Genomic DNA, 22,923 nt, shown 5'->3' with positions numbered 1-22,923 from the left:
CAGATGTACGCAGAACAGACTCGTTCGGACCTTCTGGATTCCGCGCGCCGGCATTTCACGACGACCGGCTACAACAGCGTGACCGTCGACGACATCGTCAGCAGCATCGAAGTCAGCAAGGGCACGTTCTACTACCACTTCTCCGACAAGCAAGCGATGTTCAGCGCCCTGCTCACCGAATGCCTGACCGAGACCGCCGATACCGTCACCACGGCCATCCGCCTCCTGGACAAACCCGGCGCCAACGGCCCGCAGGTCGCCGCCACGTCAGCATGGGTGTACCTGTCCCGATCGCGTGACGACAGGACCTACCGGGAGCTCATGCGCCAAGCGCCGATGGTCCTCGGCGAGGAGACCTACCGCCACATCGACGAGACCATCGTGCTGCCTCCCTTGGTCACACTCATGGAGACTCTTGCCGCTCGTCATGAACTGAAGGCCGGCGTGCACACCCATATGGCCGCCCGGATGCTCATGACCATGTTTGTCACCGCCAACAGCATCATCGCCGAATCCGACGATCCCGCAACGACAATGACAGAAGTCGCCGATACGATCGCCACCATGTTCAGCGGGATCGTGCTCGGAGACGTCCCGCTGTCGCGGGCCGCCGCTAACGGATAGCCAGGAACAACAGCGTCCGCAGGAAGGGGCGCACCGCGAACGCCGTCCAGCGCAACGGGAACCATCCCACCCACTTCGGAGTGAACGCGACTGTCCAGCGCACCAGCACCTTGTTCCCATCAGCGGCGAGCTCCCAACGCTCACCGAATGCCTTGAGAACCAAGGGAACCGAAACACCGGTCCCGATCGCGACCAGCTTGAGGCCCTCTTCGCTGTGAACTACCTTCTCGGTGATCGCGAACAGCGGAGTGCGAGTCACCACCTGGTCACCCGATCTCACCGGGCCGGACACAAAGGGAATCGTCTCCAGGTAGCCGCCCTCGGAGACCTGAGTCCACACCCGCTCGACGGGCCCCGGCACGGTGACCTGCGCGGTGACAGCGAACGATGCCCGCTTGTCGAAAAAGTCGGTGTCCGGCATGGTCACCCCGAAGCGTCGCGGCCCGCTGTCGCCGGAAGCCAGGGCGAAGAGCACCACAGCCCCCAGCAAGCCCCCGAGGGCCAGCACTCCCACGACGATCCCGATCAGCACCGGAGTGGACATGGTCCTCCTTGAGTACGAGTTGCCATTAACTGACTCGCGAGTCAGTTAGCAAGCTAGCCCTCCTACCAGCACCCACAGAAGCGCAATCGCACAAGTTCGTGACCGAGGCCAGTCTGAGGCGCCCATTTCTTGTGACCCAACCCCGTATCGCTACCGGCGGCCCGCACGCAAACTTGCGTCGACGATTCGGGTAGCTCTACTCATGTTCTATCGGGCCTCAGCTGCCACCGTGGTCTCATGAGCACATCGGAGCCCACCGTCCGCGCCTCCACGGCGTACTACGTTCAGTCCGCAATCGCCTTCGCGGTCGCATTCGCCTCCACGCTGGGCGGCATCGTCTACCTACCGATATCACCGTGGCCCCGCGCGTTCCTCGCGGTGTGCACCCTGTTCTTGGTCACCAGTTGCTTCGGGCTGGCCAAGGTCATCCGGGATACCCACGAGTCACAACAGGTCCGCAACCGCATCGACGAGGCGCGCATCGAGCAGATTTACGCGAGCACAACCCGCTGAAACCGGCGATCTAGTTCAGCACCCGATCACCGGCACGCAACAAGGCACTGGGCACCTCGTGCCCGACGACCGATTGCACCACCCGGGCGGCCGCGATCGCGGCTTCGAGGTCCACATCGACGCCGATACCGCTGTCCCGCAGCAGATACACCAGATCCTCGGTGGCGATGTTGCCGGTCGCGCCCGGCGCGAACGGGCAGCCACCGAGTCCGCCGATCGAGGAGTCCAGCCGCGTCACTCCGGATTGCACAGCGGCGTACGCGCTGGCCAAACCAGATCCACGCGTGTTGTGGAAATGTGCGCCCAGCGGTGCATCACCGACGATGGGCCGCACCGCCGCAACGAGATTCGCGACGCGGCGCGGTGTCGTAGTGCCGATGGTGTCGGCAACGGCGTAACGGTCCACCCCCCAATCGCGGGCTCGGCGCACGATGTCGAGCACTCGATGTTCCGGGGTGGGCCCGTCGAAGGGGCAGTCCCATGAACAGGCCACTATCACCTCCACCGTGGCGTTGGCTTCACGGGCGAGCGCCACGATTTCCTCGATGCGCGCGGTGGCCTCGGCGCTGCTAGCGCCGACGTTGGCTCGACTGTGTCCATCGGATGCCGAAACCACATACTCCAGCGAGGTCAGTCCCGCCGCCAGGGCACGCTTGGCGCCGTTGGGGCTGGCGATCAGGGCAGAGAATTCGATATCCGGGTAGTTGTGCAGCTGCGCCGACAACTCGGCGGCGTCGGCCAGCGCCGGCATCTTGGAGGGTGAGACGAATGCGGTGGCCTCCACCTCTCGCACCCCTGTCGCCGCTATCGCATCGAGCAGTATCAGCTTGTCCGCCAACGAGATCGGTGCCTCAAGCTGAAGTCCGTCCCGCATCAGGACCTCGCGGATGGTGACGTGGGCAGGCAGACTCATACGACCCCCTCGGCCCGCAACTTTTCGATATCCTCGGCGCTCCTGCCCAGCAGTCCCCCAAAGACGTCCTCGTTGTGCTGGCCGGGCCGGGCCGGGCCGGCGTTGCGGACACCGCCTGGCGATTCGGACAGCACCGGGACCACGCCGGGCCCCAGCACCGACCGGTCGAGCCGTTCATCGAAATGTTCGACGAGCATCTCTCGGGCCTTGAGCTGTGGGTCCTGCACCACATCGGCGACGGTGTTGATAGGGCCTGCGATGACACCGGCCGCACTGAGCACGTCGATGATGTCGGCGGGTAGACGCCCAGCCGCCCATTCGGCGATGATCGCGTCGAGTTCGTCCTGATTGCGGCCCCGCGCAACGTGATCGACAAAGCGCTCATCAGTGCTCAGCTGCGGCTGATCCATTGCTTCGCACAGCCTGCGGAACACGGTGTCTTGATTGGCCGCGATGACCACCCAGCTGCCGTCCGCGCTCTGATAGATGTTCGATGGCGCAATGCCCTCCAGCCGGGTTCCCGACGGGCCACGCACCACCCCACCCACGTCGTAATCAGGAATGGTGGATTCCTGCACTGCCAAACAACTCTCGGTCAGTGCCGTATCGACGATCTGTCCGCGGCCGGTGACGGTTCGCCGGTACAGCGCGGCCAGCGCACCCTGGGCGGCGAACATCCCGGCAAGGGTGTCACCGATCGAGAGCGCCATCCGGGGCGGCGGACCGCCCGGAAAGCCGTTGAGATGCCGCAACCCACTGGCGGCCTCGGCCACCGAGGCGTATCCGGCCTTGTGCGCGTCCGGACCGGTCTGCCCGTAACCGGAAACACGAACCAAGACGATGCCCTTGTTGCGTTCGGCCAGAACGTCGTAGCCAAGGCCCCATTTCTCCAGGGTGCCGGGCCGGAAGTTCTCGACGATCACATCCGACTTCTCGACGAGATCGAGGAACAGCGCGCGTCCGGGCTCGGTCCGCAGATCCAGAGTGATGGCCTTTTTGTTGCGTGCGTGCACCGTCCAGAAAACATGGTGCCCATCGACCTCGGCCTGCCCCCACGTCCGCAGCGGATCCGGCGCACCGGGCGGCTCGATTTTGAGCACCTCGGCGCCCATATCCCCGAGTAACCGCCCTGCGAAAGGCCCGGCGATCAGGGTGCCCAACTCCAGCACCCGGATCCCATCAAGAGCACCCGTCATGCAGTCACCATAATCCGCACCGAGGGTCGACTTGTCGCGCCGTCGACTCGCACTTTCGCCCGACAAGTCGACACCCGGCGGTGGTCAGCTGCTCATAGAGCTATAGGGGTCGCTATCGCAACCGGTGACTACTTCGTGGTGTAGCCACCGTTGATCAGGATGGTCTGCCCGGTGATCCACCAACCGTCGCTGACGAGGAACCGGATGAACGGAGCGATGTCTTCGATATCGGTCAGTCCGGTCTTCGAGAACGGCGAGAGCGCGGCAGCCGTCTTGTGGTACGCCACCGCGTCTTCACCCTCGGCCGGGTAGAAGAACGGGGTGTCCATCGGACCCGGGCCCACGGCGGTCACCGAAATGCCGCGCTCCCCGAATTCCTTCGAAGCGGCGCGGGTGAAGTGCTCGACAGGCGCCTTGGTCCCCGCGTAGGCCGCGTAGAACGGGGTATACGCACCCAGCAGCGACGTCACCAGCGTGACGATCTTGCCGTTGTCGTTGACATGCTTCCCGGCCTCCTTGAGGAACAGGAAAGCGGACTTGGCGTTCACCGCGCTCGCGGAATCGTACTCCTCCTCGGTGATCTCGGTGAACGGCTTCTTGATGACCTTGCCGACGGTGTTGATCGCGATGTCGGGACGCCCAATCGCTTCAACGGTATCTGCGAACAGTTTGCTTACCGCGTCCCCGGTGGTCAGGTCTCCCTGGAACGCCACTGCCTTCGCTCCGGCCGCTTTGAGGGCAGCCACCGTCTCATCCGCGGCATCCTTGCTCGACGGGCTGTTGTAGTGGATCGCGACCGCACCAGCGCCATTGGCGACCAGATCCCGGGCAATGAGACCACCTAGATTCTTGCCGCCACCGGTGATAAGAACAGTCTTGCCCTTTAGTGAATGATCTGTCACTCGAGTATCTCCCTCTAGTACGTTGTGGCCTTGTCATTGCGGGTGGGGCTCCACGATCGCCCACATCTCCATACGAATCGTAGGTTTAGGTAGCACAAGGGAAAACCACATTATTCTTGTATAAACACAATCAGGAGTTGTCATTGCAGATGAGCGCGACAGCAGAGGGTAGTTCACTGGTCAATTTGCTGGATTCCCGGCGATTGTTTCAGTTCGTCGTGGCCGCGGAAGCCCCGACGCTCGCGGCCGCAGCGGCCGAACTGTTCATCACGCAACAGGCGCTGTCCTCGGCGATACGCCAGCTGGAGCGCGACCTCGGCGTCGCGCTCTTCTCACGCGCGCAACGCAGCCTGCAACTGACCGATGCCGGCCACGAGCTGTACACCGGTGCAAAACCACTTCTAGCCGGAATACGCGTGCTGGCCAACGCGACACGCAACCACTCGAATCCCCAGCGGGCCTTTGTCATCGGACACTCTCCGGCGATTTCCAGTGAAGAGGTCTACCGGATCATCGAGCCGACGGTCATCGCGGATCCCACAGTGTCGATCACCGTCCGGCAGGTCTTCCCGAGCACCATCGGTGATGGCCTCCTGGACGGCTCACTGGACTTGGCCCTACGGCGCGGGGTGGATATGCCCGCAGATTTGGCCACCGACACCCTGCTCTACCAGCCATTGCGTATCGCAGTCGTGCGCTCTCACGCCCTTGCCGCCCACGATCGCATCGACATCACGGAGATCGCCGAGCACCCCATCGTGGTGTGGGCTCCACCTCGACACTCGTACTACACGGACTTACTGGTTTCACATTGCCGTCGAAGCGGTTTCGAACCCCAATTGCTGGTCAATCCGGTGCAGGGCACCCCGCCGCACACGGCCGTGCTGGCCCACCCCGATCATTGCGCGTTCGTCACCGATGACCCGGGCGCCGTCTACCACGGCAAGGTGAAGGTGATCGAGATCGCCAATCCCCCATTGGTTCCCGTTCAGGCGGTCTGGCTCCCGCATTCAGTGTCGACCGTCCGTAACAGGCTTTTCGAGAATGCCCGTGGTGCAACTGTTGTCAGCGCGGGATCGCAGTTGGAAGATGGAGGCATCCGGGCAAGCATTCCGAGTACCTCCCATGTCGCACACGCATCGGATGTTCAGTGATCGCCAGGACGCGGGCCGCGTACTGGCAGGCATCCTTGCGCGGTACCAGGAGCAGGATGTGGTGGTGCTCGCGTTGCCTCGCGGCGGAATACCGGTGGGGCGGGAGATTGCGACAGCCCTGAACGCCCCGCTAGAGGTGCTGGTGGTTCGTAAGCTCGGCGTACCCGGACACGAGGAGTACGCGATGGGTGCCATCGCCAGCGGCGGAGAGGTAGTCGTCGACGAGGGCATTGTGCGCACCATGGGGATCAGTCAGGAACAGCTTCGAGCCGTGACCGCCAGCGAGCGTCGCGAGCTTGCCCGGCGCGAACAGCTGTACCTGACACATCGCAGTATCGAAATCGAGCGCAAGACAACCATTCTGGTTGACGATGGCGTCGCCACCGGTGCCACGATGCGGGTCGCACTGCTCGCGATCAGGCGAACATCGCCGGCTCGGGTGGTAGCGGCCGTTCCTGTTGCACCTCGATCGGCGTTCCACCGATTCAATTCCCTGGTGGACGATTTCGTGGTCGCCTGTTGTCCCTCTCCATTCCAGGCAGTGGGGGATGCGTACGAGGACTTTCGTCAGGTCTCCGACGAAGAGGTCCGTGCCCTGCTCTCGCCGCAGATCACCAAATAGTCCGGTCGGGCGCATACCGTGGTGCCATGCGCCTGGTTGTGATGGCAGTCCTCCACCTCGCCCTCCTGGTGGGCTGTGGCGACGGCGGGCTCGATACGCCACGAGCAGCAGCCGATACCCCGGCGGCTACCCCGACCGAGGTTGCGCTTCCCGCTTCATCTGTCGTGTTTGAGGACGACGCACGAATCCTCGACAGCCGTCCGATGACATTCGACAGCTGGAGTCGCTCCCCCGACGGCACGGCCGTGATCGTGCACTTCACCAGCGGCACCCCACAGTGCCACGGCGTGCACGCCACCGTCCGAGAGACCGACGACGCCGTCGCGGTTGCGTTGCGCGGTGGTACGCCGCCAGAGGCCGCAGGCAAGGCCTGCATCCTGATCGCCGTTCAAGGCAGCCTCGCCGTGCCACTGGCGACCCCTCTCGGCGACCGAAGAGTTCTCAGCGTCTCGTGACTGTCACTTCACGGGGTCGTGTTTGAAGCTCACCCTGACGATGCCGTGGTCTCCGGTACCAGTCTCCCGATGATTCTCGAAGTTGAGATGATCGTTGTTGATCAGCAGCCCTTCGAAGAGCCACACCCGCTTACGGCTGTGGTCATAGAACTGCTCGCTCACCATCACGTGGTCGAGCGACTCCCGCAGATCTTGATGCACGTGGGTGTAATACACGTCGCGGGTGTCCCGGTACTCCTGCAGCGTCTGCGCCGAATAAAGACCAAAATCACTGCCCCCCTGCGAGTCTCCGACGAGATAGCGCGGCTGGCTCGTCAGGATGTTGGCCGTGTTGCTCTCCTTGCCGTCGTTGATATCGCCCAGTACGACGACCGGAGTCTCCGTGTCGCGCATGACGCCGTTGAGCAGCACCCGTACGGCTACCGCCTCGGCCGTTCGGCGGATGGTTGAGATCCCATCGCCCAGCGCCTGTTGATGTGGCCGATACGTCGCCGAGGACTTCTTGTACCAGGCCTCCTTGCTGATCTGCGTCGGCAGCTTGGACTTGAGGTGCACCACAAAGATTTCCGTGGCCGGTTCGTCGTCGCGCAGCTGAACCTGAAAGTTCAACACCGGCCGGGAAAAGCTCTTGATCGAGACGTCGATGACAGGTGCCTGGGGATCGGCCGGGTCATCCCTGGATTCAAGCCGCACCGCCTTGGGGAAGTCGGTTATCCATTTGGGCTTTCCGGTGAGGAGGCCCTTGCGCACCAAGGCGGCGCAGGTAATCGAGGTTCCTACCGCCGGAGTGGCCAGGACGTCGTACTCGTCGGCCAGGCCCTGCGGATCTACCGCGAGGACCGACTCCAGGGCACTTTTGCTCCACACTTCCTGCAGGCCGACGACGTCGGCGCCGAGAGTCCCCAGTTGCCATGCCGCCCATTCGGTCTTGCGCTTGAACTCCTCGGGAGTCCATGGCTTCGACGTGGCATAGAGCGGAGTGTCTGCGTCCTGCAGGTTGTACATGTTGAACGTCGCGACGCTGAAGGTGGTGCGGGCCATGCTCGTCAAGGTATTCCGCGAACCGTCGAACGTCGAGAGTATTCACCCGGTTGCCACTCATCCGTCACACCCGAACGCTCACCGACCGCGAGCACGCCAGGTGGGGTTCTCGTGTTGTTTCCTGTCCCGCCATGTTCCGTGGCTAACTTCCAGCCATGGACATGGGTCTGGCGCCCTCGGACGTCATGGATCCGATGTATTGGCTGGGCGAGGGCGGACTATTCGGCGGCGCCGTCCTGGCCGGCGTCATGGTCATCGTCTTCATCGAAACTGGCTTACTGTTTCCCTTCCTGCCCGGTGACACGCTGTTGTTCTCCGCGGGGCTGATTGCCGCTCAGCCGAATTCCCCTGTCTCGATCCAGGTGCTGGCGCCATGCGCGGCGTTAGCGGCCCTACTGGGAAGTCAATGCGGGTACTTCATCGGACGCCAGCTCGGCCCGGCATTGTTCAGAAAAGAAGACGCACGCTTCTTCAAGCAGCGGTATCTAACCGCCTCTCGAGAGTTCTTCGACAGACACGGACCCAAGACGCTGCTCGTCGCCCAGTTCATCGGCGTGGTCCGCACCTTCACCCCGGTCATTGCCGGCATGTCTGGCATGAGGTATCCAATTTTCTTGCTGTACAACGCTATTGGTAGTGCGTCATGGGGTGTCGGGCTGACGACGGTCGGCTACTTTCTGGGTAACGTCGCCTTCGTCGGTGAGCATCTGGATGTCTTCATCCTGGTGATCGCCATTTTGTCGACGCTCCCGGCCGCCGCCACAGCGGCCAAGGTGTACTTGGAGAAGCGGCGCGCGGTCACCGACAACGGCTAAGCACCCGTCGAGGTTTGGCGGTCGTAATGCCGCTTCACCCGCGCACGGTTACCGCATTTCGGGGTGCACCACTCGCGACGAGGATGTTCCTTGACGAAGTAGAGCACGCAGTGCGACGACAGGCAGGCCCGCAGCCGGTGGCGTTCCGGGCCACCGAAGAAGTCGATTGCCTGACGCGCGATCAGACCGACCGTCAACCGTGCTTGCGATCCGCGGGCCGTCGCCGCCCTGCTGGGTTCTCCGCTCACCGGCCATACCAGCTCTGCCCGAGCACGAGCAAGCGTGTTGATCGTGGCGACGGCCTGGGTATGCGTCATGCCCGATGTCGGCGGTCTCGGATCTGCGGTGACCTCCGCGGCCAGACACCGTAGGGCGTCACGCAGAGCCCGCAGATCGTCGGCGATGAACTGGGCATCCTCCAGCGAGAAGGCAATAGAGTGCGCCCCCGATTCGGCCAGTATCCGATCCGCCATCGCCACGAGCCAGGCATGCACAGGCTGGTCGCCCTCCAGAGCATCCATTACCTCCCCGCGCCCACCGCGGACGGTGTTCATCAGCTCCACAGGGAGTGGTTCACCCAAGATCGCGGCGATAGTGCCCGACGTGCTCGTTTCCATGCCACGACCTTATCTCCCCTAATGGATAGCACCACTTGTAACCATGTGGCCTATCTAACAGTGCAGAGGAAATACCGCCTAACGCTTAGGGGTTCCCATAAGCGTTAGAACTTTCCGACGGTGGAAGGAACCGCCATGAAGACCCAGATCACCTCATTCACTCGGTCGGCCATTCGATCGGCAGTTTCGTTCATGGTGGCGCTGGCCGCACTCGGGGCGATGGCCGTGGCCTCATTCGCATTCACCGCACAAGCCTCTGCGTCCGCCGGGGGCGCCTCGTCGGCCGCCGACACCGTGAACCAATTACAGGCGCAGGGTTACACGGTTCAGCTGAACGGCATCGCAGACACACCACTATCGGAGTGTGTGGTGACCGGTGTCGAAGGACTGCGCGGCGCCACCGCTTTCTCCACGGTCTACGTTGATATCTCCTGCCCCATCCACAACTGAAGACACAACACAGAAGCTAACGCGGACTGCCCCCGGTCGAATGGCCGTGGGAGTCCGCGTTTGGCGTATTCGGTTGTCCTGCTTATTCGAACAGGCCGGTGCTCGAGATTATTCCGGCCCCGGCTGACTGACTTATCACAGGTGATGACGGATTGCAGCCGATAGCGCTCACGTTATTAGAAGCATCGCAAGCAGATCTTCAAAAGCATTGGAGCACAGACAAAATGACCGCTATCACCGCCACCTCGCAGGCAATCTCGACTAACGCTCGCCGCGTTGTCGCCGCGGCCGGCATCGGTCTCGCGATTCTGGTGCCCACCTTCGCCGCCATCGAATTGGCAACGGCCCCCACCTCCGCTCTGGTCGCTGGCGCCGGTAATAACGGCTCAGGGGGCAACAACCGCGACCACGCCCGGCTGGGCACCGGCCAGTACACGATGAGCACCTCCGGCCCACAAATGCGGTACACCCCTCCCGCTAGTGGCCAGTACATCGGCGGCATCAACTAGCCCGTCGGAAACACTAAGGGCCGCTTCCGGAATACCCTCCGGAGGCGGCCCTTAGTGTTGTTCGGCGCTAAGCCCGATTGGGACTAGGGCAGAATCGAGTCCACGTACCCGCCGTCGGCGCGAACCGCAGCACCTGTCGTGGCCGAGGCCAGCGGCGAGCTGAGGTAGCTCACCAGATTGGCGATCTCCGCCGGCTCGATCAATCGCTGCAGCAGCGACTGAGGGCGATGCTTCTTCATGAATTCACGCTGTGCCTCATCCCAGGGCAGCGACTTATCGACGAGCTGATAGACGAAATCTTCCACGCCCGCGGTGTGCGTCGGCCCGGCGATGACGGAGTTGACGGTGACACCCGAGCCGGCCGCGTCCTTCGCGAATCCTCGTGTGACTCCCAACAGCGCGGTCTTGGACACCCCGTAATGGATCATCTCCTGCGGGATGACAATCGCCGAGTCACTGGCAATCTGAATGACGCGGCCCCATCCGGCGTCAATCATTCCCGGCAAGTACTCACGGATAAGGCGCACGGCGGACAGCACGTTCACCTCGAAATAGTTCCGCCACTGTTCATCGGTGATCTCGCGGGCCGGCGCCGCCCCGAAGATGCCCAAGTTGTTGACCAGGATGTCCACTTCGGGGAGTTGCGCACGAAGCGTCTCGACGCCTTCCGCTGTCGAGACGTCCGCCGCAACACCGATCACGCTGCCGTTCTGAAGCCCAACCTCCGCGATAGCCGCGTCGACGCGTTCCTGGGACCGGCCGTTGACCACAGCGCGCGCACCACTGGCCGCGAGCTGCCTAACAATCTCCAGGCCAATGCCCTGTGTGGATCCCGTTACTAGCGCTGTCTTACCGGTCAGGTCGATGTTCACGTATTCATTGAAGTCGCCCCGCACCCGAGTTCATTCCCGAACGGGCTGATTGACTGGAATCATGAACCCGTTCCATCGCCGACGTGTCCGCTGGAGCGGTCGCAGTGCCATACCTGCCTGGCGAGTCAGGAACGTTCACGAACGGCTACTCCCAGGAATAACACTCGACGCTGTCAAGCCGTTGTTCGCGACCCTCGGATCGCCGCAGGACCGAATGTGGCCGGGAACCGACTGGAGCCCAATGATTTTGGATCGATTGCTGGCCAACGGCGCCAGCGGGGGGCATGGGAGGATCCGATACACATGCACCGCATATCTTCCGGGACGGTTCGCTGAGTTCACCTTCGACAGCGTGAATGGGAACGTCATTGACGGCAGGCATGTCTTGGAAGCGGTGCCCCGCCATGCTGGAGTGCTGCTTCGGCACACACTCGACCTCGAATGCAGCGCCAGCGATTGGATCAAGCTCAAGGCTCGCGTCATCCCCGCGCACGACGCGGTCATCGAACAACTTCTCGACAACATCGAACGCTCCATCACCGGGACCGCCGCGCATCCACATCGATGGAGACTTCGTGTGCTGTTGATTCGTCGGCTCTTTGGCCTATCCACGACAATGGCGCCATGGTCGGGCACGTGATCACCCTGGGCGATCCGGTCGATGTCGCCGCATTACGTTGGCATTGGGCACGAGACGACCTTCCAGGCCACTACGTCACCGAGACACCGCCGCCTGAGTTCGTGTCCCAAGTCGCATCCTGGATGATTTCGCGCACCGTCTGGACGGCACACTACGAGGGGTACGCCGTTGGAATGGTGTGCGTGACTACGCATGACAGGATGCCCAGCCCTAGCCCTCGATCGGCAGCAAGCTGGGGATATCTAGGACACCTATATGTCCTCCCATCCGCGCGAGATCGCGGCATCGGCGAAGGACTCATTCAGACCGCACTTGCGGAAGCCGAACGTCGGCACTACGCCAAACTCGTTCTCTCTCCGTCCGAGCTCTCCGTACCCCTTTACCGGCGCTGCGGATTCACAGACGCCCACGCGATGATGGTGTGGCGGCCGCAAGACGGCTAGTCCCGTGAGAACCGGAAACACCCCCGGATTGAGGCCAAGGGTGTTCCCGGCCCGGCGTCCTGCTCAGTCTGAGCAGCAGCATCCCCCCTGCTGAGCCGACGCCAACTCCTCCGAGACAACCTCCACCTTGCCGTCGGGGCGCCAATCGAACGGGAAGTGCTTGCTCGACTCACCGCGATGGTCATGTGACCACTCGAACCCGACCGAGTGGTCCTTCTTGACCACACCCCAGGTCGCGATCTGACCGGGGCCGACTTCGGCTCCTGGGGCGTTCGCGGTGGTAACCCGACGACTTGGGTCGGCGGTCGGGCCGGTCAGGGCCTCAACACGGAGATCCACTTTGCCGGGGATCTCCGCACCCCAGCTCGCAAGATCGTCCGCCTTGTCGAAGTTGATCGGGACGTACTCGATGCCGCGCAATTCCTCGATGAGACTCGCGAACTCCGCGGGCCAGCCGCCCTCTTTACCGGTGAAGATCCGCTCGAGGGCGATGCGCTGGCGAGCGTCCGCCGCCTCGTCGATGTAGAACATCAGCTTCATGGTCGCGTCCGGGTCACCTATCCACATGTTCCCCTTGAACTCGCCCTGAGCAACCACGCCAAGATTGCTCAACTCAACGTCGCCCCAATGGCCTTCGCTGACATGCCACACCAAGGTGAACAGGCAGTCCCCGTGTGTGGGCTCCTGCGCAAAGCTGCACGGGCAGGGCAGCTTGCAGCTGCACACGTCGAACCAATCGCCCTTGAGATTCCAGTCGTAGGTATCTGTTGCCGACATTTCGTCCATTCCTTTCCATACCCCATAGGGGTATCCGACCTCCCGAACGTAGCAGCGATCGACACGCCTTGGCAAGTACCCCTAGGGGGTATATTTCGAAGCCGTTGGAGGCCGAGAAAACTCGATTGATATAGATAGGCGTATGCCCGAATCAGCCTTCGACCCCACACCTGTCACAAAGATCTGGCAGGAGCTGGGTGTCCCGGGGATCGTGGACGTGCACACCCACTTCATGCCCAAGCCCGTCATGGACAAGGTGTGGGCGTACTTCGACTCGGCGGGGCCTCTCATCGGGCGCCCCTGGCCGATCACCTACCGCACCGAAGAGTCCCAGCGGGTACAGACGCTGCGAGAGTTCGGCGTGCTCCGGTTCACCTCGTTGATCTATGCCCACAAGCCGCAGATGGCTGCCTGGCTGAATCAGTGGGCCACCCAGTTCGCGGCACAGACCCCGGACTGCGTGCACACCGCCACCTTCTTTCCCGAAGCCGGCGCCATCGACTACGTGCGCGAGGCTATCGAGGCTGGCGCGGGCGTCTTCAAGGTCCACATCCAGGTGGGGGCGTTCTCCCCCATCGATCCGCTACTCGTCCCCGTGTGGGGGCTTCTCGAGGACGCCGCTGTTCCGGTGGTGATCCACTGCGGCTCCGGACCGGCGCCGGGCGAGTTCACTGGGCCCGAGCCAATCCGGTTGCTGCTCAAGCAGTTCCCCCGCCTGCGCCTGATCATCGCGCATATGGGTATGCCCGAGTACTCCGACTTTCTCGATATCTCCGCGCAGTACGACGAGGTACGTCTCGACACCACCATGGCCTTCACCAAGTTCTCAAATGAGAAGGCGCCGTTTCCGGAATCCGCCTACCCGCGACTGACAGATCTCGGTCACAAGATCTTGTTCGGCAGCGACTTTCCGAACATCCCCTACGGATATGCCGAAGCGGTCACCGCGCTGCAGGTGTTGCCCGGTGTCGACGACAACTGGATGCGCGATGTCCTCTACCGCAATGGCGCCGCACTATTCCGTGTTGACAGCTAGACGAGCGAGCCCGCCCGATAGGCCTCCCGGACCATGAGCCGCTGACGTTTTCCGCTCGTGGTCCGGGGAATGGTTCGCGCCGGCACCACAACCACCTCATCGAGGGAGAACCCGAAGGCGGCACGCACACCCCCGGCGATACGTGTCCGAAGTTCCGCATACTCGTCGACTGGCGCGCGCGTCCCGACGACGGCGATCACCGACTCACGGGCCCGCTGTTCGTCACGCAAGGAGAAGACGACAGATACTCCACCGGCGCCGGACATATTGTCGATCTCCCGCTCGATGTCGTAGGGCGGGAAATTGCGACCACGCACGATCAGCATCTCCTTGTGTCGGCCCACCACGAACAGTTCGCCACCGGCGAGAAAGCCCCGGTCGCCGGTGTCATGCCATCCACCCACAGGCGTGGCCACGCCCCCGTCTGCGGTGAGGTAGCCCGCCATCACCGATGGCCCCTTTACCTGAATATCGCCGACCGTACCGTCTGGTGAGCGCGTGCCTTCCGGGGTAACGATCCGAATTTCCAAGCCATCCACCACCTTCCCGCAGGAGACCACGGGCTCGCCGTCATCCGGGCCGCGACCAACCCGCACCCGTCCGAAGGATGGCGCGTCAGACATACCGGCTTGCAGCGCAACGGTTGTGGCGAGCACTGTCTCGGCCATGCCGTAACACGGAACCAACACATCGGTCCGCATGCCCAGCGGTGCAAACCTTTCGGTAACCTCGCGCAGCACCGAGAACGCAATGGGCTCGGCGCCGACGTAGGCGTGACGCAGCGACGACAAGTCCACGTCTGCTACAGCACCACCACGCGAGATCGCCTCCGCTACCGCCCGATACGCGAACGGTGGCCCCGCGGTATGGGTGGACCCATGCTGGGACATGTGCCGTAGCCAGGACACTGGATCCCGCAAAAACCCCATCGGGGTCATCACACCGACCCGAAGGCCGTAGAGCAGCGCGGCCAGCACCTGGATGAATCCCATGTCGTGGTAGAACGGTAGCCAGCTGAACACTCGATCCTGCCCCCGTAATGCCCTTGTGCCATAAGCGATTGCCGTGGTGTTGTGCACCACATTGCCGTGCGTCAACAGCACTGCTTTAGGGGCCGACGTGGATCCGGAAGTGAGCTGGACGTGGTGGATGTCGCCGGGATCGGCACGCGAGCACCGCTTCCAGTCAATCGGTTCAGAATCAGTCAGCTCGTCATACATCACGACCAACGGGTGCGTGATCGCCATCTCTACTCGTGGCTGTGTGATGACCATGGCCGGGTTCAACACGCCCAGCGCCGCACTCAGATGCGCCACTCCCGCAGATTCCGGCCGCGACGGCGTCGGCGGTGGTGCGATCGCGCACGGTACCGCGCCCAATAAGAGCACTGCCAGCAGCGTGGTCAGGTACTCCTCGTCGCTCACCGCAATCATTGCCACTCGGTCGCCACGGCGAAGACCCCGCGCAGCCAGCGCCGCAGCACGAATCCTTGTGGCATGAACCAGGTCTACCGCCGTGAGGGTATACAGATGGCGGCGCGAGTCGTAGAAGTCGATCTGCTCCAAATCCGAGCGCAGCAGCGCTGCGTAGTCGATCGCGCCGGGGGCCAGAGCCGGAGCATTTGCCCTCACATGCCGACTAATTGCTATGTCACTCATGCCTGTTCGCGGCGTTTCGCCTTATCGCTAAGACGCTGACGGATGAGCACTCCGATATCGCCCACCACCGTGAACGCGAAGGCTTCCTCTTCGGGAATGAAGACCGAGAACCTATCCTCTAGCTCGTTCATCAACGCCATCAGCACCACGGAGTCGACGGGTAAGGCGAGTAGCGGCGAATCGACGTCGACCGCCTCAAGATCGACCTGCGCCAGATCTTCCGCGGGAAGCAGCCGGGTCAAGGCATCTCGAAGCGCACCGATGATTTCCGTATCGTCCGGGAGCGCAACGGTTTCGGTCATTTTTCCTCTTTCTCCAGCAACACGCCATCTTCGAGGTGCAGCACCCGATCAGCGATCCCGGTGAGGCGCAGATCGTGTGTCACGATCACCACCGCCGCTCCTTGAGTCCGGGCGGCATCCGCGAGTTGTTCGGCCACCTTTTTCCCGGTAGCCGAATCCAGGTTCGCGGTGGGCTCATCGGCTAGGACCAGCCCTGGTCGCGCTACCAGGGCGCGTGCGGCAGCGACGCGTTGCTTCTCTCCGCCCGAGAGCGCCGGTGGGCGATGGCCGGTCCGGTGCCCCAATCCCAGCTCGGTCAGCACTTCCCTAGCCCGTGTCATCGCGGCATCCTTCTTGACCCCGGCATAACGAAGCGGCAGAGCCACGTTCTCCGCGCTTGTCAACGCGTTGAGCAGGTTGTACTCCTGAAATAGGAAGCCCAAGCGCTCCAGGCGGATTCGCGATCGCTCCCGTTCGCCGAGTTCGCCAACGTTCTGTCCGTCGATCCGGATGTGCCCCGAATCCGGGGTTAGCAGAAGCCCCATGACAAGAAGTGCGGTGGTCTTTCCTCCACCGGAGGGGCCGACGACCAGAACCACCTCATGGGGTTTGACCGTCAGATCCAGACCCCGCAGAGCGCGCACCGCGGCATCGCCGGTTCCGTATTGGTGTTCGACATTCTCAAGTTGCAGTACAGGATTCATCGAATTCACCTCCGGAAGGCCTGAGCAGGGTCGATCCGTGTGACCCGCCGAACGGGAATCAGTGATCCGATGATCGCCATGACGCCCGTGGCCGCCGCCATCGCGGCGAGCATGGTGGGAGTGACCTGCACTGTGACGTCCCCGAGCCGGTCTTTCACCAGGAACTGCACCGCGTAGGTGACGCCCGCGCCCAGCACATATCCGAGTCCGGCGATCAAGGCGGCCTGGGTAATCACAGTGCGGCACAGCTGCGCCGGACGCACACCCAGCGCGCGCAGCACTCCGAAATCACTCATCTGCTCGGTGGTTACCGCGAGCACGGTCAACCCCACCAGCGCCACACCGACAAGCGCGGCGATCCCGATCATCGTCTTCAATGGTCGTCCGATCATCGAGATCACAATCGCCCGGCTGTTCTCGGCGAACGTGTCGGAGGTGAGTGCGTCCATTCCGGGAGCTGACTTGCGGACCGAATCCGCGACCTGGACGGAACTGAATCCCTCGGCCGGTTGGACCAGGAAGTAGGACACGCGATTTCCCGCACGCAGTAGACGCGTCGCATCAGGCAGCGAGATGAACGCATAGAAGTTGCCCACGGCGGCTGTTTGGTTCGACAACCCCACAACCGTGAAATCACCGTCCACGAGCTGCACCGTGTCGCCGACATGGATCTTGTTCTTCTTGGCGAGGACGCGATCGAGCACGACCTCACCTGACCCCGCCACGTTGCGCCCCTCCGACAATGACCACGGGCCCCCCACACCGGTGGCCGTGTCGTATCCGACGACGAAGTAGGCGGTGTGCCCGCCGTTGTGCACGAAATCCGATGGGAGTCCGAGAATCGGGTCGGCCGACTGCACACCGGGGACCTTCAACAGCTGGTCCTTGCCATCGGCGGGCAACCACGACACCGCGCGGAACATCTGGGAAACGCCGGGCTGGACAACCCACACCGCCCCCTTGGAGTGGTCGATGTAAGTGGTGACCTGATTCGTGGTTCCCACGAAGATGCCGGACATCACCAACACCAGGATCACCGCGACGGCGACCCCGATCACCGAAAGGACAAATCGGGCGCGTTCTGCGACAAGATTCTTGACGGCAACGATCATCGGACCATCCCACCGGCCATGGCGCGCAACCTGTGTACGGCCCGAGTAGTGATCGCGACGACCCTGTCGACATCGTCCGGTGATACGTCGGGGCCCATCGAGATTCGCACTGTGGCCCGCGCCTGGTCCTCGGTCAACCGCATCGCCTGCAGCACATGAGAAACCGAGTCTTCTCCGGCGTGACAGGCCGATCCGGTAGATACATAGATGCCGTGCATATCGAGATCGTCAGCGAGGGTGTCGGCGCGAATTCCGTCAAAGCGGACGCTGATTGTTTCCTCCAGCACCGGCTCTGTCACGTTGAGATGCACACCGCCAACGGCACCAAGCCCGTCGAGCAGCTGCTCGCGGCGGTCGCGCATGCCCAGCCGGTAGCCCATCGAGACCGAGCTCAGACACGCGTCGGCCGCGGCGGCCATGCCCAGCGCACCGGGCACGTTTTCGGTACCCGCGCGCAGCCGGTTCTCCTGCGGTCCCCCGCGCATGACCGGCAACAGCTGATGTCCATCGCGTACCAGTAGCGCACCCATTCCCCGTGGTCCGCCAAACTTGTGCGCGGAGACCGAGATCATTGTGGCACCAATGCTTGTCAGATCAAGCTTGCCGGCCGTGTGCACGGCGTCCACATGGAACGCCGAACCCGACCGTGCGGCGATCTCGGCGATCTCCCCAACCGGCTGGATGGCACCAGTCTCGTTGTTCGCGTGCATCACCGAGATCAGACGCGTCTCGCGGCGCAACGCACGAGCCACCTGCGCCGCATCCACATGCCCGGTCGGCGCGGGATCGACGAAGGTCACTTCCACACCCAGGTCCTGCAGCGCGTGAGCATTCGCCAGGACTGCCGGATGCTCGATCGATGAGGTCACCAGGTGGCCCTGAAACCCCACAGCCGCAAAGGTTCCCCATAGTGCCAGAGTGTTGGCCTCGCTTCCGCCGGAAGTCAACACCACCTCCTCGGCATCAGCGCCGAAGAGCCTGGCAACGGTCTGGCGGGCATCGCTGAGGGCGTCCGCGGCGTCCCGCCCCGCGCTGTGTCGGCTCGACGGATTTCCGACTAGCCGGTGCCCGCTCAATATCGCCTGTGCGGCACGTGGATGCAGGGGTGCGGTGGCGGCGTAATCCAAGTAGATCTCTGCCGGCGCTATCTGCGCGGGTGGACTAAGTACCGGGGAGGGCGCTGACATCTTCGTGAATTCCGTTGCGGTAGTTGTTGGCTAGGCGTTGTGCGACATCGGCGCCCAGGGCGGCGACGTGCTGCTGTTCCGGCGAGAGGCCCCCCGACCATTCCGCGACCTGCACCGCTTCGATCGCGGCGATCGTTTCCACCGGCATGCCGGTCAGCCGCTCGGTGAGGATGGACGCGACCGCCAGGGAAGCCGAGCATCCGTAGGCCTCGAAGCCGATCTGGCTCACGGCCTCGCCCTGCACCTGCGCGGTCAGCAGAATCTGGTCCCCGCACACCGGGTTGCCAATGAAGGCCGAAACATCGGATTGCGCAAGGCGGCCCGAGTTGCGCGGGTTGGTGAAGTGATCGATCACCGTCGGACTGAACCGGGGCACTAGGCGTCCGCCAACTCGCACTCGGAAACGACTTCCCGAGAGTCGATGTACTTTTCGATACTTACTGCGCAGCAGCCTAATTCGGCGCCCTGGCGTCGCCGACGGAACTTTACGGTCTGGCCGGTACGGCCACACGGACAGTCACCCTCGTCTACCTCCCCGACGTCGTCGGAGAGCAGGAAGCCGGGATACGCGGTGTTTAGCGCGTCAAGGATCGCTATTCCGCCGGTCTTACCGGGTTCAAGCTCGACGGACGCGTCGGTGACGTCGCGGATCGAGATGTAGCACCACGGCGGCACATGTTTGCGTTGATGCTCGCACTCGATGGCGAGCATGTTGGACTCGATCATGCCGTACATGTCGCGGATGCGGGTGCGGTCAATGCCCAGCATGCGCTGTGCCTTTTCGTTGAAGTCGTCCCGGCTGATCGAGTTACCGGTGTACTGCTTCCAGCCGCCCAACATGATGATCAGTGAGTCGGGGTCGAGGGTGAGCGGAATGTCCTCCAGCTCCAGGTACTTGAGGAATCTGGCGATGATGAACGGCGGACCGATCAGGTGCCGGGTCATCCGTCCCTCCCAGCTCCGCAGCTGGGCCAACGCCTCCTCGGGGTCGAAGGAGTACTCACGCACGATGTAGCGATGGTCATCGAGCATGCCGGTGAGAAGGTTGAAGATCTTGACCATGCCCATCTCGGGCACTTCGGCGGTGGATGGGCACAGGAACAGCCCCGCGCCCTGGGAGATACCGAAGAAGTCCCGGTATCCACCGAAGATTCCGACCGATGCCCGGGTGACGGTCGTCGAATCGCGCCGCGCCACCGATGGCACACCGCTTGTGCCGGTGGAGCGGATCTCGATCTCTACATCCTCAAGGCCGCAGGTCATGAGGACGTGCGCGCCAGCCTGTTTGAACATGCTGACGGGAAGCAGAGGGATGCGCTGCAGGTCAGCCCAGGCGCGGATGTCACTCGGGGCGAGTCCGGCGGCGTCGCACTGGGCGCGGTAGAAGCCGTTACGTTCGAAGTGCAGCGCGAAGGCCTGACGTACCACGTCGGTGAGCGACTCTCGCCAGTCGTCCCGCGCCACCCGGAGGGCTTCCCCCGGCATCCCGAGCATGGTGACCAATTCCACTGCGCATCTCCTTTGACTGCCTAGCCCACACAGGGCACCGGTGGAGTGGTCGAATCATCGTGAGGAAAAGTTCCCGCAGAGTTTCGGGCTGTTATGGAAGAGTCCGGGCCATGGCTGATGAACCAATGCGCGCTGATCACGCTGAGCTATTGAGGCGACGTGCGCTTACCGAAGACGCGGCTCGCCCCGATGCAGTTGCCCGCCGCCACGCGGGCGGCGGCCGCACCGCGCGCGAGAACATCGCCGACCTGGTCGATGCGGAGTCGTTCGTCGAATATGGCCGATTCGCTATCGCTGCGCAGCGCCAGCGACGGGACATCGCCGACTTGATCGCCCGCACACCCGCCGATGGTCTGGTGGCAGGGACCGCACGGATCGCGGGTCATCCGTGTGCCGTGCTGTCCTACGACTACACCGTGCTCGCCGGTACGCAGGGGGCGCTTGGGCACCACAAGAAGGACCGGCTGTTCGATCTCATCGAGCGCATGAAGCTGCCGACGGTGTTCTTCGCCGAGGGCGGCGGCGGGCGTCCGGGCGATACCGACTATCCCGTTGTCTCGATGCTCGATGTACGGGCGTTCAAGTTGTGGGCCGCGCTCTCGGGCGTGGTGCCGCGGATCTCCGTGGTCAAGGGCCGGTGCTTTGCGGGCAATGCCGTGATCGCGGGGTGCTCGGATCTGATCGTGGCAACCAGAGACACGTCCATCGGCATGGGCGGTCCGGCCATGATCGCTGGCGGCGGTCTCGGCGAGGTACACCCCGACGAGGTCGGGCCGCTGTCGGTGCAGTCGCCCAATGGGGTGGTCGACGTTGTCGTCGACGACGAAGAACAGGCCGTCGCTGTGGTCAAACGGCTCATCGGGTACTTCCAAGGGGCAGTGGAGCCAGGACACGCAGCGGACCAAACCGTCTTGCGCACAATGATTCCCGAACGTGCTCGGCGAGCCTATCCCGTGGGCCCCATCATCGAGACGCTGGCCGACGAGCACTCGGTGACATTTCTGCGAGAGAAGTTCGCACCCGAGATGGTGACGGCACTCGCACGTATCGAGGGCCGTGCCATCGGGATTCTGGCCAATAATTCGATGGTGATGGCGGGAGCGATCACCGCGGCCGCATCGGATAAGGCCGCTCGTTTCCTGCAGCTGTGCGACGCATTCGGGTTGCCGGTTCTTTCGTTGGTCGACTGCCCGGGATACATGGTGGGTCCCGCGGCGGAGGCCGATGCGTTGGTGCGGCGCGCCTCGCGCATGCTCGTCGCCGGAGCGGCACTTCGAGTACCGCTCGTCTCAGTCATCCTGCGTCGAGGGTATGGCCTTGGCGCGCAAGCTATGACCGGCGGCAGCCTGCACGAACCACTGCTGACGGTGGCTTGGCCCGGCGCACATCTGGGACCCATGGGCTTGGAAGGCGCGGTGCGTCTGGGGCTGCGCAAGGAGTTGGAGGCCATACCCGACGAGGCTGCCCGGGAGGAAGCGGTACGTCAGGCCACCGCGGCGGCACAAGAGAATGCCAAGGCGCTCAACGCTGCTCAGATATTCGAGATCGACGATGTGATCGATCCTGCAGAGACGCGATCGCTCATCGCCTCGACATTCGCCGCGGCCATGCGAGAGCCCCTGCCGCCGCGCAAATCCGTCGTCGACACCTGGTAGCTATTCCCCTGTCGCTATGAAATCGCGTTTTCCATACTGAATACTGGCGTCCTGCCAACGGCCACCGGCCGCATCCACGAGGCGATGCGCGGTGCTCACATCCTTGATGTCGGCAATCAGGATCAGCCACCCGTCTTCGGTGATCGACCCACCGACCAACGCCTCCCGCGCGGATGCGTCCGCCGCGAGCGCGTCGTGGAACCGCACGCGGTCGACGCCCGGAACCTCCACCGCCACAGCGTTTATCTCCGCATCTCCGGCCGGTAGGTATTCGAAGGTGAGCACCGATTCCTGACCGTACTGCCGCCGCACCTGCTCACCGATGCGTTGCAAGTCATCGCGATCCACGCACGCGAGTTCGAACGCGCGCGACCGCTCGTAGGTCATGTGGTTGTTGTCCTGAGACCAGTACACGCCGTCAACCGGTGTCGACCGCACCGGCAGCACCAGATTCTGAGCGGTTATCGCGCTCACCTGCAGCGAAAAGTCATCGAGGGGATCCAGCAGACGCCCATCGGCAGGATCGATGATGACCGCGGTGTTGTTGGTGGCGAAGAGCTCCGCTTGAGGCCGGGCAGCATCACCCGGAACACATGCCTGTGGGTCGGCGTGAGCGAACCCCGCAGGCAGCCCGCCCAAGATGAGCATCAGCGCCGCAATTCCGATCGCGAACACGCGGACCATCCGGCCCATT

Annotated in this window: 28 protein-coding genes; 12 read left to right on the top strand and 16 right to left on the bottom strand. The window is 63.2% G+C overall.

Annotated elements, in window-relative coordinates; translation table 11 throughout:
* The first annotated feature begins 3 nt into the window (after positions 1–3).
* Positions 4–624, top strand: a complete 621-nt coding sequence (locus AOT83_RS07530; RefSeq protein ID WP_030097483.1) for a TetR/AcrR family transcriptional regulator — start codon at positions 4–6, stop codon at positions 622–624.
* Here the strand turns inward: AOT83_RS07530 and AOT83_RS07525 are convergent.
* Entirely contained in the window at positions 614–1,168 is a 555-nt protein-coding gene (locus AOT83_RS07525) for an SRPBCC family protein (RefSeq protein WP_057965579.1), read from the bottom strand. The genes AOT83_RS07530 and AOT83_RS07525 overlap by 11 nt on opposite strands.
* 237 nt (positions 1,169–1,405) lie before the next feature.
* On the opposite strand from AOT83_RS07525, the gene AOT83_RS07520 reads away from it, so the two are divergent.
* A complete protein-coding gene (locus AOT83_RS07520; protein ID WP_057965580.1) occupies positions 1,406–1,681 on the top strand; it encodes a YiaA/YiaB family inner membrane protein in 276 nt (91 codons plus the stop codon).
* 10 nt (positions 1,682–1,691) lie between these two features.
* Here AOT83_RS07520 and AOT83_RS07515 read toward each other — a convergent pair whose 3' ends face one another.
* The 3 genes from AOT83_RS07515 to AOT83_RS07505 form a co-directional block, all read right to left on the bottom strand.
* Entirely contained in the window at positions 1,692–2,594 is a 903-nt protein-coding gene (locus AOT83_RS07515) for a hydroxymethylglutaryl-CoA lyase (RefSeq protein WP_057965581.1), read from the bottom strand.
* Positions 2,591–3,790 (bottom strand): CoA transferase, encoded by a 1,200-nt coding sequence (locus AOT83_RS07510; protein ID WP_030097487.1) that lies wholly within the window; start codon positions 3,788–3,790, stop codon positions 2,591–2,593. Before AOT83_RS07510 ends, AOT83_RS07515 begins: the two co-directional genes overlap by 4 nt.
* A gap of 128 nt (positions 3,791–3,918) precedes the next feature.
* Positions 3,919–4,692, bottom strand: a complete 774-nt coding sequence (locus AOT83_RS07505; RefSeq protein WP_030097488.1) for an SDR family oxidoreductase — start codon at positions 4,690–4,692, stop codon at positions 3,919–3,921.
* A 149-nt stretch (positions 4,693–4,841) separates the two neighbouring features.
* Here AOT83_RS07505 and AOT83_RS07500 point away from each other — a divergent pair, with 149 nt between their 5' ends.
* From AOT83_RS07500 to AOT83_RS07490, 3 genes are read left to right on the top strand one after another with little or no spacing between them, the layout of a single operon-like run.
* A complete protein-coding gene (locus AOT83_RS07500) occupies positions 4,842–5,846 on the top strand; it encodes a LysR family transcriptional regulator (RefSeq protein ID WP_057965582.1) in 1,005 nt (334 codons plus the stop codon).
* On the top strand, positions 5,836–6,468 hold the full coding sequence (locus AOT83_RS07495; RefSeq protein ID WP_057965621.1) for a phosphoribosyltransferase family protein: 633 nt from the start codon (positions 5,836–5,838) through the stop codon (positions 6,466–6,468). The genes AOT83_RS07500 and AOT83_RS07495 overlap by 11 nt, the downstream gene beginning before the upstream one ends.
* Positions 6,469–6,494: 26 nt before the next feature.
* Positions 6,495–6,923 carry a hypothetical protein gene (locus tag AOT83_RS07490; protein ID WP_057965583.1) on the top strand — a complete coding sequence of 143 codons (429 nt, stop codon included), beginning with the start codon at positions 6,495–6,497 and terminating at the stop codon, positions 6,921–6,923.
* Between the two features lie 3 nt (positions 6,924–6,926).
* Here the strand turns inward: AOT83_RS07490 and AOT83_RS07485 are convergent, their stop codons facing one another.
* A complete protein-coding gene (locus AOT83_RS07485) occupies positions 6,927–7,964 on the bottom strand; it encodes an endonuclease/exonuclease/phosphatase family protein (protein ID WP_057965584.1) in 1,038 nt (345 codons plus the stop codon).
* 155 nt (positions 7,965–8,119) lie between these two features.
* On the opposite strand from AOT83_RS07485, the gene AOT83_RS07480 reads away from it, so the two are divergent.
* The gene (locus AOT83_RS07480; protein ID WP_057965585.1) at positions 8,120–8,779 is read left to right on the top strand and encodes a VTT domain-containing protein; all 660 of its coding nucleotides are present in this window, start codon (positions 8,120–8,122) and stop codon (positions 8,777–8,779) included.
* On the opposite strand, the gene AOT83_RS07475 is transcribed toward AOT83_RS07480, so the two are convergent.
* The gene (locus tag AOT83_RS07475; RefSeq protein ID WP_057965586.1) at positions 8,776–9,396 is read right to left on the bottom strand and encodes a CGNR zinc finger domain-containing protein; all 621 of its coding nucleotides are present in this window, start codon (positions 9,394–9,396) and stop codon (positions 8,776–8,778) included. The two genes, AOT83_RS07480 and AOT83_RS07475, sit on opposite strands and share 4 nt — an antisense overlap.
* Positions 9,397–9,531: 135 nt before the next feature.
* On the opposite strand from AOT83_RS07475, the gene AOT83_RS07470 reads away from it, so the two are divergent.
* Both AOT83_RS07470 and AOT83_RS07465 read left to right on the top strand, forming a co-directional pair.
* Positions 9,532–9,846, top strand: coding sequence for a hypothetical protein (locus tag AOT83_RS07470; protein ID WP_057965587.1), 315 nt, complete (start codon positions 9,532–9,534; stop codon positions 9,844–9,846).
* A gap of 224 nt (positions 9,847–10,070) precedes the next feature.
* Positions 10,071–10,355 carry a hypothetical protein gene (locus AOT83_RS07465; protein ID WP_057965588.1) on the top strand — a complete coding sequence of 95 codons (285 nt, stop codon included), beginning with the start codon at positions 10,071–10,073 and terminating at the stop codon, positions 10,353–10,355.
* Positions 10,356–10,438: 83 nt separating this feature from the next.
* On the opposite strand, the gene AOT83_RS07460 is transcribed toward AOT83_RS07465, so the two are convergent.
* Positions 10,439–11,227 carry an SDR family oxidoreductase gene (locus AOT83_RS07460; RefSeq protein ID WP_057965622.1) on the bottom strand — a complete coding sequence of 263 codons (789 nt, stop codon included), beginning with the start codon at positions 11,225–11,227 and terminating at the stop codon, positions 10,439–10,441.
* 352 nt (positions 11,228–11,579) lie between these two features.
* Here AOT83_RS07460 and AOT83_RS07455 point away from each other — a divergent pair, with 352 nt between their 5' ends.
* Together AOT83_RS07455 and AOT83_RS07450 are read left to right on the top strand one after the other, a co-directional pair.
* Positions 11,580–11,867: a hypothetical protein gene (locus AOT83_RS07455; RefSeq protein ID WP_131726928.1), complete on the top strand. Its 288-nt coding sequence runs from the start codon at positions 11,580–11,582 to the stop codon at positions 11,865–11,867.
* Positions 11,852–12,310, top strand: a complete 459-nt coding sequence (locus tag AOT83_RS07450) for a GNAT family N-acetyltransferase (protein WP_057965590.1) — start codon at positions 11,852–11,854, stop codon at positions 12,308–12,310. Before AOT83_RS07455 ends, AOT83_RS07450 begins: the two co-directional genes overlap by 16 nt.
* Before the next feature lie 63 nt (positions 12,311–12,373).
* On the opposite strand, the gene AOT83_RS07445 is transcribed toward AOT83_RS07450, so the two are convergent.
* A complete protein-coding gene (locus AOT83_RS07445) occupies positions 12,374–13,087 on the bottom strand; it encodes a DUF1326 domain-containing protein (protein ID WP_057965623.1) in 714 nt (237 codons plus the stop codon).
* Between the two features lie 142 nt (positions 13,088–13,229).
* Here AOT83_RS07445 and AOT83_RS07440 point away from each other — a divergent pair, with 142 nt between their 5' ends.
* Positions 13,230–14,123 (top strand): amidohydrolase family protein, encoded by an 894-nt coding sequence (locus AOT83_RS07440; RefSeq protein WP_057965591.1) that lies wholly within the window; start codon positions 13,230–13,232, stop codon positions 14,121–14,123.
* Here the strand turns inward: AOT83_RS07440 and AOT83_RS07435 are convergent.
* From AOT83_RS07435 to AOT83_RS07405, 7 genes are read right to left on the bottom strand one after another with little or no spacing between them, the layout of a single operon-like run.
* On the bottom strand, positions 14,120–15,754 hold the full coding sequence (locus tag AOT83_RS07435; RefSeq protein WP_109394526.1) for an AMP-binding protein: 1,635 nt from the start codon (positions 15,752–15,754) through the stop codon (positions 14,120–14,122). The two genes, AOT83_RS07440 and AOT83_RS07435, sit on opposite strands and share 4 nt — an antisense overlap.
* 23 nt (positions 15,755–15,777) lie before the next feature.
* Positions 15,778–16,083, bottom strand: coding sequence for an acyl carrier protein (locus AOT83_RS07430; protein WP_030097502.1), 306 nt, complete (start codon positions 16,081–16,083; stop codon positions 15,778–15,780).
* On the bottom strand, positions 16,080–16,766 hold the full coding sequence (locus AOT83_RS07425; RefSeq protein ID WP_057965624.1) for an ABC transporter ATP-binding protein: 687 nt from the start codon (positions 16,764–16,766) through the stop codon (positions 16,080–16,082). The genes AOT83_RS07430 and AOT83_RS07425 overlap by 4 nt, the downstream gene beginning before the upstream one ends.
* Before the next feature lie 5 nt (positions 16,767–16,771).
* Positions 16,772–17,878 (bottom strand): ABC transporter permease, encoded by a 1,107-nt coding sequence (locus AOT83_RS07420; RefSeq protein ID WP_057965593.1) that lies wholly within the window; start codon positions 17,876–17,878, stop codon positions 16,772–16,774.
* Complete coding sequence (locus AOT83_RS07415; RefSeq protein WP_057965594.1) at positions 17,875–19,065, bottom strand: cysteine desulfurase family protein; 1,191 nt, start codon at positions 19,063–19,065, stop codon at positions 17,875–17,877. Before AOT83_RS07415 ends, AOT83_RS07420 begins: the two co-directional genes overlap by 4 nt.
* Positions 19,040–19,441: an iron-sulfur cluster assembly scaffold protein NifU gene (locus AOT83_RS07410; RefSeq protein ID WP_030097506.1), complete on the bottom strand. Its 402-nt coding sequence runs from the start codon at positions 19,439–19,441 to the stop codon at positions 19,040–19,042. Before AOT83_RS07410 ends, AOT83_RS07415 begins: the two co-directional genes overlap by 26 nt.
* Positions 19,441–20,574: an acyl-protein synthetase gene (locus AOT83_RS07405; RefSeq protein WP_030097507.1), complete on the bottom strand. Its 1,134-nt coding sequence runs from the start codon at positions 20,572–20,574 to the stop codon at positions 19,441–19,443. Before AOT83_RS07405 ends, AOT83_RS07410 begins: the two co-directional genes overlap by 1 nt.
* Before the next feature lie 110 nt (positions 20,575–20,684).
* On the opposite strand from AOT83_RS07405, the gene AOT83_RS07400 reads away from it, so the two are divergent.
* Positions 20,685–22,229 carry a carboxyl transferase domain-containing protein gene (locus AOT83_RS07400; RefSeq protein WP_057965595.1) on the top strand — a complete coding sequence of 515 codons (1,545 nt, stop codon included), beginning with the start codon at positions 20,685–20,687 and terminating at the stop codon, positions 22,227–22,229.
* On the opposite strand, the gene AOT83_RS07395 is transcribed toward AOT83_RS07400, so the two are convergent.
* Positions 22,230–22,913 carry a hypothetical protein gene (locus tag AOT83_RS07395; protein WP_057965625.1) on the bottom strand — a complete coding sequence of 228 codons (684 nt, stop codon included), beginning with the start codon at positions 22,911–22,913 and terminating at the stop codon, positions 22,230–22,232.
* Positions 22,914–22,923 lie beyond the last annotated feature (10 nt).

This window comes from Mycobacteroides sp. H001, assembly GCF_001440005.1.
Lineage (GTDB): Bacteria > Actinomycetota > Actinomycetes > Mycobacteriales > Mycobacteriaceae > Mycobacterium > Mycobacterium gwanakae.
Note: the sequence above shows the minus strand (reverse complement) of the source record. Positions and strands in the feature narration are given on the sequence as shown.

Excerpts from the sequence above, each read along its gene's own strand:
- AOT83_RS07530 (WP_030097483.1), top strand. The coding sequence starts at position 4 with ATGTACGCAGAACAGACTCGTTCGGACCTTCTGGATTCCGCGCGCCGG.
- AOT83_RS07525 (WP_057965579.1), bottom strand. The coding sequence starts at position 1,168 with ATGTCCACTCCGGTGCTGATCGGGATCGTCGTGGGAGTGCTGGCCCTC.
- AOT83_RS07520 (WP_057965580.1), top strand. The coding sequence starts at position 1,406 with ATGAGCACATCGGAGCCCACCGTCCGCGCCTCCACGGCGTACTACGTT.
- AOT83_RS07515 (WP_057965581.1), bottom strand. The coding sequence starts at position 2,594 with ATGAGTCTGCCTGCCCACGTCACCATCCGCGAGGTCCTGATGCGGGAC.
- AOT83_RS07510 (WP_030097487.1), bottom strand. The coding sequence starts at position 3,790 with ATGACGGGTGCTCTTGATGGGATCCGGGTGCTGGAGTTGGGCACCCTG.
- AOT83_RS07500 (WP_057965582.1), top strand. The coding sequence starts at position 4,842 with ATGAGCGCGACAGCAGAGGGTAGTTCACTGGTCAATTTGCTGGATTCC.
- AOT83_RS07495 (WP_057965621.1), top strand. The coding sequence starts at position 5,836 with ATGTTCAGTGATCGCCAGGACGCGGGCCGCGTACTGGCAGGCATCCTT.
- AOT83_RS07490 (WP_057965583.1), top strand. The coding sequence starts at position 6,495 with ATGCGCCTGGTTGTGATGGCAGTCCTCCACCTCGCCCTCCTGGTGGGC.
- AOT83_RS07485 (WP_057965584.1), bottom strand. The coding sequence starts at position 7,964 with ATGGCCCGCACCACCTTCAGCGTCGCGACGTTCAACATGTACAACCTG.
- AOT83_RS07480 (WP_057965585.1), top strand. The coding sequence starts at position 8,120 with ATGGACATGGGTCTGGCGCCCTCGGACGTCATGGATCCGATGTATTGG.
- AOT83_RS07475 (WP_057965586.1), bottom strand. The coding sequence starts at position 9,396 with ATGGAAACGAGCACGTCGGGCACTATCGCCGCGATCTTGGGTGAACCA.
- AOT83_RS07470 (WP_057965587.1), top strand. The coding sequence starts at position 9,532 with ATGAAGACCCAGATCACCTCATTCACTCGGTCGGCCATTCGATCGGCA.
- AOT83_RS07465 (WP_057965588.1), top strand. The coding sequence starts at position 10,071 with ATGACCGCTATCACCGCCACCTCGCAGGCAATCTCGACTAACGCTCGC.
- AOT83_RS07450 (WP_057965590.1), top strand. The coding sequence starts at position 11,852 with ATGGTCGGGCACGTGATCACCCTGGGCGATCCGGTCGATGTCGCCGCA.
- AOT83_RS07445 (WP_057965623.1), bottom strand. The coding sequence starts at position 13,087 with ATGTCGGCAACAGATACCTACGACTGGAATCTCAAGGGCGATTGGTTC.
- AOT83_RS07440 (WP_057965591.1), top strand. The coding sequence starts at position 13,230 with ATGCCCGAATCAGCCTTCGACCCCACACCTGTCACAAAGATCTGGCAG.
- AOT83_RS07430 (WP_030097502.1), bottom strand. The coding sequence starts at position 16,083 with ATGACCGAAACCGTTGCGCTCCCGGACGATACGGAAATCATCGGTGCG.
- AOT83_RS07425 (WP_057965624.1), bottom strand. The coding sequence starts at position 16,766 with ATGAATCCTGTACTGCAACTTGAGAATGTCGAACACCAATACGGAACC.
- AOT83_RS07420 (WP_057965593.1), bottom strand. The coding sequence starts at position 17,878 with ATGATCGTTGCCGTCAAGAATCTTGTCGCAGAACGCGCCCGATTTGTC.
- AOT83_RS07415 (WP_057965594.1), bottom strand. The coding sequence starts at position 19,065 with ATGTCAGCGCCCTCCCCGGTACTTAGTCCACCCGCGCAGATAGCGCCG.
- AOT83_RS07400 (WP_057965595.1), top strand. The coding sequence starts at position 20,685 with ATGGCTGATGAACCAATGCGCGCTGATCACGCTGAGCTATTGAGGCGA.
- AOT83_RS07395 (WP_057965625.1), bottom strand. The coding sequence starts at position 22,913 with ATGGTCCGCGTGTTCGCGATCGGAATTGCGGCGCTGATGCTCATCTTG.